Origin of the sequence: Amphritea sp. (assembly GCF_016744155.1) — a bacterium.
Classification (GTDB): domain Bacteria; phylum Pseudomonadota; class Gammaproteobacteria; order Pseudomonadales; family Balneatricaceae; genus Amphritea.
Map to the genome: position 1 here is coordinate 57,960 of NZ_JADGEW010000023.1, position 13,576 is coordinate 71,535.

The following is a 13,576-nucleotide window of genomic DNA, read 5'->3' on the forward strand; positions in this document are numbered from 1 at the left end:
TAATTTTGCTAGCTCAGGCTTAACCTACTCACCCTCAGGTATCACTATCTGATACCCAGACTGTTTAACTACTGTTCTATTTGTTCATCTTCCATGATGCCTCCGACATTGATCAGCCGATCTACAGAGGAACATCATGAACATCAAATCACTTAGTGGCGCCATTGCTATAGGCGCAGCATTAACAGTCGGTTCAATAGCCCCAGTTGCTAACGCGGCGGGACTATTGAAACCAGCCAATTCAAGCCAGCCTGATCTGAGCATCAAAGAACACCACGTTAATGTGGTGCTTGAGCACAGTTACGCGGTAACCAGCATTGAACAGGTATTTCATAATCCAGGTAATCAGGCACTCGAGGCTATATATAGCTTTCCAGTACCCGAACATGCAGCCGTGGGCGAGTTCACTTACTGGATAGATGGTAAACCCGTTACCGGCGAGGTGGTTAAAAAGCAGCAGGCACGGAAGATTTATGAGCAAGAAAAACAGGCCGGTAGAGAAACCGCGCTGGTTGAGAAAGACAGTTATAAAACTTTCGATATTAGCGTCACCCCGGTACAGCCAAACAGCGATGTGCGGATAAAGTTAGTTTATATTCAGCCTGCCCATGTTGATTCTGGCGTCGGACGCTATGTATACCCATTAGAAGATGGCGGGGTTGATGATCAGAAAAACGCATTCTGGAGCAGAAATGAAGTTGTCGATGAGAAATTCAGTTTCAACATGACTCTGGGCTCAGGTTATCCGGTCGACTCTATCCGCCTCCCTCAACAACCTCAGGCATCGATTCAACAACTTAACCCTACCCAATGGCAGGTCAGCATGGCTAACCAGTCAGGAGCTCTTACAGCAGGAGCTTTATCATCTGATGAGCGAGGCTCAGAAGTAAAGCTGCAGAACCGTAACGTAGAACAAACAACTGGGATATTACCCGCTGCCAACCTTAATCAGGATATCGTTGTTTACTGGCGCCTGAAACAAGACCTGCCCGGTAGTGTCGATCTGATAAGTTACAAAGAATCTGCGGACTCTCAAGGCACATTTATGATGACCCTGACGCCAGGAGACGACCTTGCTGCTGTGCAAGGAGGACGAGACTGGATCTTTGTTCTAGATGTCTCCGGCTCAATGCAGGGTAAGTACAGCACGCTGGTTGAAGGTGTACGACAGGGGCTGGCTAAATTGCAGGCGGATGACCGTTTCAAAATCGTTCTGTTTAACAATGCAGCCACTGATTTCTCTAAAGGATTTCAAGCGGTAACGCCAGAGATTATCAACCCACTACTGAATCAACTAGAACAGTATCAACCGAGTAACGGAACCGATCTTTATTCCGGCATATCTCAGGGTTTAAAGAACCTTGATGCTGATCGTAGTACTGCGATGATACTTGTCACCGATGGCGTCGCTAATGTCGGTGTAACCGAGAAAAAACGCTTTCTTAAGTTGATGGATAAAGCCGACATCCGTTTGTTCACTTTCGTTATGGGTAATAGCGCTAACCGTCCCCTGCTGGATGGAATGACCAAAGTTTCCAACGGTTTTGCCATCAGTGTTTCTAATGCCGATGACATCGTTGGCCAACTGATGCTGGCCACCAGTAAGATGACACATCAGGCACTACGGGATGTAGAACTCAAAATTGATGGCGGCAGAGTGACCGACCTCACACCTGAGCAGATTAACTCTCTCTACCGAGGCGAACAGTTGACGATCGCTGGGCACTATCGCAAGCCAGGCCCAGTACAAGTAACACTCACCGGTAAAATAGGTGAACAAAGTCGAAGTTACAGTACCGAAGTAACCCTTCCTGAACAGAGTCTTTTGCATCCTGAACTGGAACGGATCTGGGCCTTTTCCAGTATTGAAAACATGCAATCGAAAATGGATTACCTTGGGGAAAGTAGTAACGAAGACACTGAGCAGGCAATTACCGATCTGGCCATTCAGTATGACTTAGTCACTGACTACACATCCATGCTCGTTGTCCGGGACGAAGTTTTTAAGCAACTCAATATAGAACGTAATAATCAGCAGCGTACTGATACAGAAAACAGTGCCCGCCAACAACGGAAGCAGCAGCCGGTAAAAAGTGTACGAGCTGACACCCAGAAACCTATGTTTACACCATCGAACAACCGAGCATCGCTGGGCAGTGGTTCTGGCGCTGTAGGTCACTGGGTCCTTCTATTAATCGGTGCCTTGCTACTGGTTCAATACAGCAATAATCGTAACCGTAAGCAATCTTGAGGCAGCTATGAACCTCTGGCTATATAAATCACTCAAACAAAACCCTCCCGCTTCCGCGGGAGGTCTTACCTCCATACCGCTGCTAACCCTCGGCATTATCTTGCTTGCTCTCCCATTCAGCTTGTCTCCTGAACTCTTTCAGCTGGGCTATTTCAACCAGACATTGATAGGCGAAGGTCAATTATGGCGGCTCATATCCGGGCATCTAAGCCATACATCAACCAGTCATCTGGGTTGGGATATCCTGGCTTTTACACTGGCTGCAGGCTATCTGGAAAGGCATTCAAAAGGGCTTTTATTACTGTCATTACTGGGAGGTTTGATAACCGTAAACGGGTTACTGTTATCACCCTGGAGCGGTGTCGGCAGCTACGCAGGATTATCTGGTCTACTCTTTGCCCCGCTGTTTATCAGTCTACTGATATTCGCACTAAAGCAGCCATCAGTGAATGGATGGCTGCCCATGCTGATCTGCATGGGTAAAGTAATCTGGGAACAGTTCAGCGGCCAGGCACTGTTAAGTCAAAGCCCATGGCCACCGTATCCTGCGGCGCATCTTGCTGGCGTTATTGGTGGGCTGCTCTGTCTAATCATCCTAGAACAACAGCGCTTCAATCTGCCAATAAATAAAAACTGAAAAGATAATTCAGTCGCTTTCCTTCAGCAGAAACCGAGAGGCTCTGCTAATCGATTTAAGAGTCATGCTGAGTTACATTCTTCAATTCAGATGGAAAGATCAATTGCTTGAAAACAATGCATAAGAGGATAAAGGTCGGAAGACCTATCACCTGACGTATCCAAAGATATTCCCCGCTCATATATGAGGTCAACGGATAAACAACGCCCGCCATCAGCATCATCCAAAAACCAAGTAAAAGCACTGCATAAAATGCTTTCATATTCGGTAATTCTTTTCGAAATTCAATCACCACCCATGCTGCGAAAATAGCGAAATATGCCAAATAAAACTGTTGCTGCCCGGCCTTATAAAACATAAGGAGCGCGGTAAAACCTGCAAGAAATGCTGCATGTTGTTCTAACTTTTCTTTCCTGAATCGCATAAAAACAAAAAAAACTGCACCTAAAGCAAGGGGCTTGTTCAATGAAATCAGTACACTGCCAATACTTTTGAACGGAAAGTAATCACTGTACAAAAACATCATAATAGAGAATAACGTTGGGTTTCGACCGTTAGCCTTTCCGAAAGCAACGAGGAATGATGGCCCCCATATAAGGTAAGTAATCAGATAGGCCACAAACAGCATAACAACAAAAACAAGGATATTACGGCGTATATCCTTCCAACCTTTATTTAGAAACGGCAACAAAAATAGAGGATAAATCTTAGTTAAAACACCAACAGTCAGAATCAGCAAAGATGTCTTACTACTCCCCTTAACAGCAAGCAACACACCAAGAAAGCAAAGCAAAGCGACCAGACTATCGTTAAAACCATAAAAAGAGGTGCTGACAATGAAGAATGGGTTCAACAACCAGAACGCAGCAAATAGCCACTTAACAGCAGCACTTACATTTTGTAGTGCGCTAAATTTTCGAACCGTATATATAACTATGGCTAACCAGCAACTGACAAATATTAGTTTCGGTAACTGACTATTCAGTGCATAGGGCAACGCAAAAAAATTATAAACCGGACCATATGCATTTGGTGCATCAATTTTTGCCCAAGGATCTCCACCACTCAGAATCAGATCCCAATGTGCAAAATAGAGCGCATAATCATGCATAGGTGCGATCATAAAGCTAGCGATCAACACTGCGATCACATAGACGAAAAGTAGAGCGTCAAGCAATTTTGATGGGGCTGATGTCGTCATAAAAATCCAATTCACAAACTACTTATAATGCTCGGGATAATAATTTGTTGGTGATCTTATAACAAGAGATGCCAGTTGATACTGAACATTCATTTAACAAAATTAAAAAGTTAATGACGCTATCATTAGTAAACTAAAAGAATTAAAGCTAATAACGCTCACTCGCCTATTAATCCGTATCGATGAAAGAATTGTAATATTGCTTTGATATCTATAGCATTATCCTATTTTTGACTGAGTGTTGAAGCGATATATGTCTGACATTAAGATCTCCATCGTAATACCTACCTATCAAGAAGTTCAGAACATTCCTCTGATTTGTGAACAGGTTTCCAGCTCACTGGACGGTCATTCGTTCGAGATCATATTTGTTGATGACAACTCCCAGGATGGCTCCTATGAGGCGGTAAAAAGCATTTCTGACAGAATCCCTGCCAGAATCATAGTCCGCACGGAAGAGCGCGGCCTCTCTACAGCCGTTATCAGAGGTATAGAAGAAGCTAAAGGCAAATATGTCGTCGTCATGGATTGCGACCTGTCACATCCTTCTACTGCTGTTCAGCCAATGGTGGCAAAGCTGGAAAGTGGTCAGAACGACTTCGTTGTCGGCTCGCGATATATTGATGGTGGTTCATTTGACGATGACTGGGGCTTCTTTCGTCTGCTAAATTCAAAAATCGCTACCTGGCTAGCCCTTCCCCTCTGTCATATTAAAGATCCCATGTCTGGCTTTTTTGCATTTGAGCGTGAAAAATTTGAAACCTGCGCTCACCTGACACCGACTGGATATAAGATTGGCCTTGAAATTATGGTCAAGGGTGAATTCAATGCTCCCGGAGAGCACCCGATACACTTCAAAGACAGAGAGCATGGCGAAAGTAAGCTTAGTTTAAAAGAACAACTCCTTTACCTGAGACATCTTCGCCGTTTGTACCGATTCAAATACCCTACTATCTCTGAGTTTGCTCAATTTGGTATCGTTGGAGGCACAGGTTTTGTAGTCGATACTTTGATTTATTTTGCCCTGCAAATCTACTTTGGCCTTGGACATAACCTTGCTCGAGCGATTTCATTCTGGCCAGCAGCGACCTGGAACTGGATATGGAACCGAACCATTACCTTTACCCATCGTGAAAAATCAAAGCACCTTACTCAGTGGTTATCCTTTTTAGCCACATCGCTTGCCGGCTTCGCCATGAATTTTGGGGCTTACACAGTACTGACAGCTTATGTACCGTTTTTTATTGAGCATAAGTTTTTTGCCCTGATTATTGGCGTATTAGTTGGGATGGGCTTTAACTTTATGATGGCGAGAATTTTTGTTTTCAAGCAGCTTGATGACGAAATACTTGAAGAAGAGAAAGAGCCTCATCATTTGAAGTAAAGAAAACCAGATAGGCAAGTCAAGCAAAACGGCTTGCCTGACACTTCATAAGAATAATAATTTCTCATATTGCCTTAGAAAACTACTCTGCCTCATCAGAACAGCGCTATCTCCGCAGCCGTCAAAGGTCTGAAGTCACCCATTTTAAGTTCCGGATCGAGTATTAAATCACCGATACTCTCACGATGAAGCTCAGTAACTTCATTATCGAAGTAACCAAACATACGCTTAACCTGGTGATAACGCCCTTCATGAATCGTCAGCCGTGAATGACAAGAATCGATCCGCTCAAGTGTCGCTGGGCGGGTAGTAATGCCTTCATAGCTAAAATAGATTCCACGGGAGAACACATCTTCCGCCTCAACAGCGACATGATCTTTGGTCGTGACATGATAAGTTTTGGGTATAGTCGACTCAGGCTGAGTAACTCTGCGAGACCAGTTGCCATCGTTGGTGAGTAGCATAAGTCCAGTCGTCTTGAGGTCCAGACGCCCTGCCAAATGTAAGCCATCACGAAGGTTCTCTGGAAGAAGCTCAAGGACTGTTTTGTGCTCCGGGTGCTCTGTTGCACTAACAACACCAGCGGGCTTGTAGAGCATATAGTAATACCCTTGAGCCTCTTGCAACAGGCGACCTTCCAGCTCAATCCTAATGAAACGGTCAACCTCAACCGTGCCCTCAGTGACAAAGCACCCAGCAACACTTACCTGCCCCGTCGCCAACAACCGTTTTATCTGCTGACGACTGTAGGGACTGTTTAGCTGAAGGAATCTATCAAGGCGCATAAGTAATCAAAGAGCACATAGATAACGGTATAAACTTATTAGATATCTAACTGTCGGTACCGTCATTAGCCAGGAAGAACCAGGTCTCCAACACGCTATCAGGGTTCAGAGAGACTGAATCAATCCCCTGTTCCATTAACCACTTCGCCAGATCGGGATGGTCAGACGGCCCCTGACCACAGATGCCGATATACTTACCTTCGGCTTTACAGGCCTCAATCGCCATAGACAGTAGTTTACGCACGGCATCATTTCGCTCGTCAAATAGATGAGCAATAACACCAGAATCACGGTCTAGTCCCAGGGTTAACTGAGTTAAATCATTAGAACCGATAGAGAAACCATCAAAGTATTCCAGGAACTGTTCTGCCAACAATGCATTCGACGGAATCTCACACATCATGATCAACCGCAGGCCATTCTCGCCTCGACGAAGGCCGTTTTCGGCCAACAGTTCAGACACTTGTTTAGCTTCACCTACCGTACGTACGAAGGGAATCATCACCTCAATATTAGTGAGTTTCATCACATCACGAACATACTTAATCGCCCGGCATTCTAACTCGAAGCATTCACGAAATGATTCAGAGATATAGCGGCTAGCGCCCCTAAAGCCGAGCATAGGGTTCTCTTCATGGGCTTCATAAGCATCACCGCCGATAAGATGCCCATACTCATTCGATTTGAAATCAGACATTCGCACGATAACCTTCTTCGGATAGAAGGCTGCGCCTAGTGTTGAAATACCTTCCACCAGCTTGGCAACGTAAAACTCAACCGGACTGGGATAACCCGCAATGCGCCGTTGAATGGTGCTTTGTAGAGAGGCATCTAGCTGGTCAAAATTAATCAGCGCCTTAGGATGAATACCGATCATACGATTGATAATAAACTCAAGCCGCGCAAGTCCCACCCCGGCGTTAGGCAACGCCTGGAAATCAAAGGCCCTATCGGGGTTACCTACGTTCATCATAATATCGAAGGGTAGCGGCGGCATCGAATCGACCTTATTGGTCTGATGCTCAAAATCCAGACGCCCTTCATAAGCACGGCCCGTATCACCTTCGGCACAGGAAACCGTAACTTCTTGTCCATCGATCAGGCGCTCAGTCGCGTCACCACAGCCAACTATCGCGGGTATACCCAACTCACGTGCAATAATCGCTGCATGGCAGGTACGTCCACCCCGATTAGTGATGATGGCAGAAGAACGCTTCATGACAGGCTCCCAATCAGGGTCCGTCATATCAGTGACTAGCACATCGCCCGGCTGAACCTGGTCCATATCACTCAGACTTTCGACAATACGAACCGGCCCGCTGCCAATCCTATGACCGACAGACCGCCCTTCAAGCAGTACCTTACCGGTTTCAGTCAGCAGATAGCGTTCAATGACAGCTGCCTTATCACGGCTCTTAACGGTTTCAGGGCGCGCCTGAACAATATAAAGCTCGCCGTCATCGCCATCCTTCGCCCATTCAATATCCATAGGCCGGCCATAATGCTTTTCAATGATCATGGCAATTTTTGCCAGCCCCTGAACATCATCATCAGAAATCGAGAACTGCATCCGTTGTTCTGGCGAAACTTTAACGGTCTCTACCGCGCTGGCAGTATTACCCTCAGCGCCGTAAACCATTTTAATCGCTTTTGTCCCGAGGCTGCGGCGTAATATTGCCGGTGCGCCCTGACGCAGAGTCGGTTTATAAACATAGAATTCATCGGGATTAACCGAACCCTGAACCACTGTTTCGCCCAGACCATAAGCAGAAGTAATAAAGACTACATGCTGAAAGCCTGATTCAGTATCCAGGGTAAACATGACACCACTAGAACCGGTTTCACTGCGAACCATCCGTTGCACTCCCGCAGAGAGAGCTACCTCATGATGTTCAAAACCATGATGTACACGATAAGAGATGGCGCGATCGTTATAGAGAGAGGCAAATACTTCATGGATAGCAGCTTTAACGTTATCCAGCCCGCGGATATTAAGGAAGGTTTCCTGCTGTCCGGCAAAAGAGGCATCCGGAAGGTCTTCAGCGGTTGCCGATGAACGAATGGCCACCGCCATATCGTCATTACCGCCCATCTCAGCAAATGCCTGTTCGATCGCCTTATCCAGAGAAGCAGGAAAAGGTGTTTCCAGTATCCATTGGCGAATCGAACTACCGGTTTCAGTCAGGGCTTTAATATCATCAGGCTCAAGCTGAGCCAATATTTCGTTAATTTTCTCATCCAGCTGATTGTGGCTAAGAAAATCCCGAAATGCAGCAGCGGTTGTGGCGAAGCCACCGGGAACTTTAACACCGGCACCAGAGAGTTCGGTGATCATCTCGCCGAGTGAGGCATTTTTGCCACCCACCCGGTCGATATCATCCATACCTACCTGATCCAAACGAACGATATAGTCCTGCAAAACGCTGCACTCCTTAATAAAGCTGCTTTTGTTATAGCCGCATCATACTTTAATTCAACCGCCTGTGGCAGTTAGTAGATCAATTTTAAGCTTAATCTATTTACTGGCTATACACAGAAGGCTGTAGCCGTAATAATAGAAATCCTTCAATACATTTTGATGAAGCAGGACCTCTTTACACTATGACACGCACCGCTTTTTTTATCTCAGATGGTACCGGTATAACCGCTGAAGCACTGGGTAATAGTTTATTGGCTCAATTTGGCTCGATACAGTTCAAAAAGGTCACCCTTCCCTATGTAGACAGCATTGAAAAAGCGGTTGCCGCTGTTGATATGATAGATCAGGTGATGCTTGAAGACGGGCAACGTCCAATTGTGTTTGATACGGTTGTCGATGAAGCCACCCGCGAGATTATCGCCACCAGCGGTGCTTATAAGATAGATGTATTTTCAGCTTTTCTTAAGCCTCTTGAACTTGAACTGGGTAGCCACTCCTCGTATAGCGTAGGTAAATCCCATTCTATAAACGAAGTTACCAGCTACATGGACAGAATAGAGTCGGTTAACTTTGCTATTGATAACGATGATGGGGCGAGAACCCAGCATTATCATAAAGCCGATATTATTCTGACTGGAGTCTCCCGTTGCGGTAAAACCCCCTCTTGTCTCTATATGGCTCTGCAGTTTGGTGTCCGGGCAGCCAACTACCCGCTTACCGATCAGGACCTCACCAGCCACCAGCTACCGGAAGCCATACTGCCATATCGGGATAAGCTCTACGGCCTTACCATAGACCCCTTTCAACTGGCTTCCATCCGTCACGAACGCCGACCCAACAGCCGCTATTCATCCCTTGACCAATGTGAAGATGAAGTCCGCAATGTTGAAAGGATGTTCCGTGAAGAAAAGCTCCCTCATATCAACACAACCCACTTCTCCATTGAAGAGATAGCCACCCGGATAATGGCGGAAAGAGGCCTGGAGCGACGCATCAATTAGCGGGTAACTTTACCCCTGCTATAGGAAAACCAGGCGGCCAGGAAGCTATAAGCACAAGCGCTGGCAAAGCCTAACTTCACGACTATCATCAGGTCAGGGTAACGCTCTGGTCTGATCTGTTCACTGCCCAGCCATTGACTCATTAACAACATAATAATCGCCATACTAAACATGTTACCGCTAGTACGGGACAAATTGAGTAATGCTGAAGCGATACTCAGCCGTTCTTTAGGGACAGAGCCCAACGCAGCATTGTTGTTCGGCGTAGAAAACAAACCAAAACCAATTCCCAGCAGACACAGCGAGACAATCACATGATTAAGTGAGCTGTCCGACTCAAGAAAAATTAGCGTCGCAAAACCAATACCAAAGAAAACACACCCTAGCGTGGCGATTAAACGGGGTTCAATACGATCAGACAGTCGCCCTGAAATCGGTGCCAGAATCGCCATAATGAGCGCCTGTAAAAGAATCAGCTGGCCTGCCTCACTGGGAGATAGACCTTGCAGGTATTGGAGGTAGAGACTCAGCAAAAATAGAACCGGGAAGTGCGCGCCATACATAAAAAAACTGGCCATCAGAGAACGATTCAAAACCCGGTTAGCCGCCAGAAGACTGAAACGTACCAATGGGTACTCACAACTGTTCTGCTGCCACACAAACACAAAGATCAGCCCAATGCCTGCCAACAGCATCAACCAGTTATAGAGTCCCGGCAGGCCTGACAAGCCAAACAGTAGCAACGTGGCTAGCGCAACAAACAGCAGAGAACCCTTCCAGTCGAGAGGTTCTGAGGGCTTCTCTGCATCATGATCATTTCTGACATAGATCATCGCCAATACTATAGCGACCGATGCCAGCGCAACCGGCGCCCAGAACACACTGCGCCATCCTAAAGTTTCGGTAAGCCAGCCACCAATAAGCGGCCCACAGGTCAACCCCAGATACACGGACGTTGCGCCAAGTCCTAGCGCTGTCCCCCGACTACGGTCGCTGAATACAGCAGCAATAATCGCCATAGCCGTGGCAAATACAAGACTACTGAACAAGCCTTGCAGCACACGAACAATCAATAAAAACTCAATGGAATCGACAGCAAAAATTATCAGGGATGACAGTGAGTACCCCACCACACCGATAAGATAGATCGGCTTTCGGCCAACCATATCAGCAACCCTGCCAGCCGGTAACAGAAGGACGATGCTACCCCACAACGTAGCCGAAGGTATCCAACTCACTAATACAGCATCAGCCTGCAGTTCGAGGGCGATAGTCGGTAGCGCCATATTAACTGACGAAAGTGTCATGGGGATTAATAACATCGCAAGACAGATACTGGCTAAAACAAACCAGACAGCTTTGGGGTTTTCTTGATAAAACAACGTTTCGTTAGAAGACACAAATAGACCTCATTGGCAGAGGCCGCAGTATAGCAGCTAGAGGCTATACAATTACGATACCGCTTATACCTTACGACAACGATAGAAAATCAATTTTGTAAACTCATTCAAGGGGGGACAAAAAGTGGCAGCTAATAACAATTCTGTGTAATATCCCCGTTCCAGAATCGGACGATAAATAGCACCGTTCATCGGGTTCCATAATGAACGCTGCTATCACGCCCAACCCTGTGCTATTAACGCACTACCCGTCGCGAAAGCCGCGGTTTTCTGGCACCCTACTCTCTATCTATTAAGCTATACAGGACAGTCTGCAATGAGTCTTGCTGATAAGGTTTTGGCAGTAAACAATGATCTGCCGATCCGTACCGACCTGCCGGTACACAGTGGTAAAGTACGTTCCGTTTATTGGCTGACCGAAGCCGACAGCCGCCGCCTGATTAAAGAAAAAGGCTATAACGTAGCCGCAGATGCACCACTTGCCATTATGGTGATTAGTGACCGCATTTCTGCATTCGAATGTATTTGGCACGGCGAAGGCGGTATGAATGGAGTGCCGGGTAAAGGTGCTGCGCTTAATGCCATTTCAAATCACTGGTTCAAACTGTTCCGTGAAAACGGCCTGGCAGACAGCCACATTCTGGATATTCCGCATCCGTTTGTCTGGATCGTTCAAAAAGCCAAGCCTGTCATGATTGAAGCGATCTGTCGCCAGTACATCACCGGTTCTATGTGGCGTTCATATGCTAAAGGCGAGCGCGAGTTCTGTGGCATCCAGATTGCCGATGAGCTACAGAAAGATCAAAAGCTACCTGAACTGCTGATCACACCTTCCACCAAAGGTATCCTTAAAGATATCCCTGGTGTTCCTGAAGTTGATGATGTGAACATCACCCGTGATGACATCGTCAATAATCACGAAGCGTTCCATTTCCGTACTCAGGACGACATCGCTGTTTACGAGAAGCTTCTCAAAGAAGGCTTCGATGTGATCAGCAACGAGCTTGAGAAAATTGACCAGGTTTTCGTTGATACTAAATTTGAGTTCGGCTATGTCACCGATGCTTCAGGTACCGAAAAGCTGATCTACATGGATGAAGTCGGCACACCGGATTCATCCCGTATCTGGGATGGCGCCTCTTACCGTGAAGGTAAAGTGGTTGAGAACTCCAAGGAAGTCTTCCGTCAGGAACTACTTAACTACTTCCCTGACCCGGATATCCTGATCAATAAAGACCGAATGGAAGAGCGTTACGCACTGGCAAAAGACAACACCTTACCTGCTGCCCTACTGCAAAAAGTGTCTGACACTTATGTGGGTATTGCCGAGAAGATTACCGGCGAGAAGCTAACGCTGTCTGAAAACCCTAAAGCAGAGATCGTTGATATTCTGCGTACTGACTACGGCTTGATTGATTAAATATCACTCCCCGTAAGTCGATAGAAAACGCCGTTTCTTACTCCTAAGATGCGGCGTTTTTTTTATGCATCGTTCTCATTTGTAAATGAGCACTTTAAGTGAATTGTTAACGCCCTATAGCCAAGTACATTAGTTTTCACGACGTTTTATTATGCATCGTTTTCGCAAGTCAGCATAACCACAGGCTCAGGGCCTTCCAATTGCAGATCAACGGTTATCGGTCTGCAACATACCTGACAGTCTTCAATATATTGCTGATCGCCTTCTGTACAATCCAGCAACAACTCAATCGGCTCTCCACAATACGGGCAGGAACGAGACACAGTTTCCAGACTTTGCATTATTGACACCTCTGCTTTCAGCTAAGCTTACACATCGGTTTATAAGTGAAACCAGACAAGATAAAAATTCTGATAGTCTCGCCATTAAGATCTCTGGCCCCTATCGCTTGTCTGCAATATAATTTCATCTATCAGCTTAGTCGGGTTTAAGCCATTACGCTGAGCAGGGACAATATCTCTTTTTTTAACCACTCTTTACCAGGGATGCTTTATGACTTTAACCGCATGGCTTTCACTACTTGCCATCTGTTGCCTGGGCGCTATGTCACCCGGCCCAAGCCTGGCTGTCGTTCTAAAACAGACGGTTGGCAACAGCCGTAGCCATGGTCTGGCAGCAAGCTGGTTTCATGCTATCGGTGTCGGCCTCTGGGCTTTTGCGACCATTTCAGGCCTGGCCATTTTAGTGGCTGAGTCGGAAATCGCGTTTAAAGCAATCACCTGGCTGGGTGCAGGCTACCTTGCTTGGATTGGCGTTAAAGCGATTCGGGCAGGCAAAGGATCAACCTTTACAGTCAAATCGGGAGAGAAGGCTTCAATTCTGACGGCCGGAATTGAAGGCGCTACCATCTCCATACTCAACCCCAAATTAGCCATCTTCTTTATCGCGCTTTTTTCTCAGTTTGTCAGCCCCGATGCAACCCTGGCCGATCAACTGATAATGACAGCTACCGCCGCGCTGGTGGACGGCCTCTGGTACAGCATAGTGACCTTACTCTTGTCACACGGACCTATCCCTG

Annotated in this window: 11 protein-coding genes; 6 read left to right on the forward strand and 5 right to left on the reverse strand. The window is 46.5% G+C overall.

Translation table 11 applies throughout. The features are described 5' to 3' along the window. The first annotated feature begins 136 nt into the window (after positions 1–136). On the forward strand, positions 137–2,251 hold the full coding sequence (locus QZZ54_RS15480) for a VIT and VWA domain-containing protein (RefSeq protein ID WP_290703824.1): 2,115 nt from the start codon (positions 137–139) through the stop codon (positions 2,249–2,251). Positions 2,252–2,258: 7 nt separating this feature from the next. Continuing rightward, entirely contained in the window at positions 2,259–2,888 is a 630-nt protein-coding gene (rrtA, locus tag QZZ54_RS15485; protein ID WP_290703827.1) for a rhombosortase, read from the forward strand. A 55-nt stretch (positions 2,889–2,943) separates the two neighbouring features. Here the strand turns inward: rrtA and QZZ54_RS15490 are convergent, their stop codons facing one another. Further along, complete coding sequence (locus QZZ54_RS15490; protein ID WP_290703830.1) at positions 2,944–4,089, reverse strand: hypothetical protein; 1,146 nt, start codon at positions 4,087–4,089, stop codon at positions 2,944–2,946. A 253-nt stretch (positions 4,090–4,342) separates the two neighbouring features. On the opposite strand from QZZ54_RS15490, the gene QZZ54_RS15495 reads away from it, so the two are divergent. Then, positions 4,343–5,473, forward strand: a complete 1,131-nt coding sequence (locus tag QZZ54_RS15495) for a glycosyltransferase family 2 protein (RefSeq protein WP_290703833.1) — start codon at positions 4,343–4,345, stop codon at positions 5,471–5,473. 95 nt (positions 5,474–5,568) lie between these two features. On the opposite strand, the gene QZZ54_RS15500 is transcribed toward QZZ54_RS15495, so the two are convergent. Together QZZ54_RS15500 and ppsA are read right to left on the reverse strand one after the other, a co-directional pair. Continuing rightward, complete coding sequence (locus tag QZZ54_RS15500; protein WP_290703836.1) at positions 5,569–6,258, reverse strand: pseudouridine synthase; 690 nt, start codon at positions 6,256–6,258, stop codon at positions 5,569–5,571. Positions 6,259–6,304: 46 nt separating this feature from the next. After that, positions 6,305–8,677 carry a phosphoenolpyruvate synthase gene (ppsA, locus tag QZZ54_RS15505; RefSeq protein ID WP_290703840.1) on the reverse strand — a complete coding sequence of 791 codons (2,373 nt, stop codon included), beginning with the start codon at positions 8,675–8,677 and terminating at the stop codon, positions 6,305–6,307. Between the two features lie 182 nt (positions 8,678–8,859). On the opposite strand from ppsA, the gene QZZ54_RS15510 reads away from it, so the two are divergent. Then, positions 8,860–9,678, forward strand: coding sequence for a pyruvate, water dikinase regulatory protein (locus QZZ54_RS15510; protein WP_290703842.1), 819 nt, complete (start codon positions 8,860–8,862; stop codon positions 9,676–9,678). On the opposite strand, the gene QZZ54_RS15515 is transcribed toward QZZ54_RS15510, so the two are convergent. Further along, complete coding sequence (locus QZZ54_RS15515; protein WP_290703845.1) at positions 9,675–11,078, reverse strand: MFS transporter; 1,404 nt, start codon at positions 11,076–11,078, stop codon at positions 9,675–9,677. The genes QZZ54_RS15510 and QZZ54_RS15515 overlap by 4 nt on opposite strands. 316 nt (positions 11,079–11,394) lie before the next feature. On the opposite strand from QZZ54_RS15515, the gene QZZ54_RS15520 reads away from it, so the two are divergent. Continuing rightward, a complete protein-coding gene (locus QZZ54_RS15520; RefSeq protein WP_290703848.1) occupies positions 11,395–12,498 on the forward strand; it encodes a phosphoribosylaminoimidazolesuccinocarboxamide synthase in 1,104 nt (367 codons plus the stop codon). Positions 12,499–12,647: 149 nt separating this feature from the next. Here QZZ54_RS15520 and QZZ54_RS15525 read toward each other — a convergent pair whose 3' ends face one another. Continuing rightward, entirely contained in the window at positions 12,648–12,839 is a 192-nt protein-coding gene (locus QZZ54_RS15525; protein ID WP_019621779.1) for a CPXCG motif-containing cysteine-rich protein, read from the reverse strand. Between the two features lie 211 nt (positions 12,840–13,050). Here QZZ54_RS15525 and QZZ54_RS15530 point away from each other — a divergent pair. Further along, a partial coding sequence (locus QZZ54_RS15530; RefSeq protein ID WP_290703853.1) for a LysE family translocator occupies positions 13,051–13,576 on the forward strand: 526 nt, incomplete at its 3' end.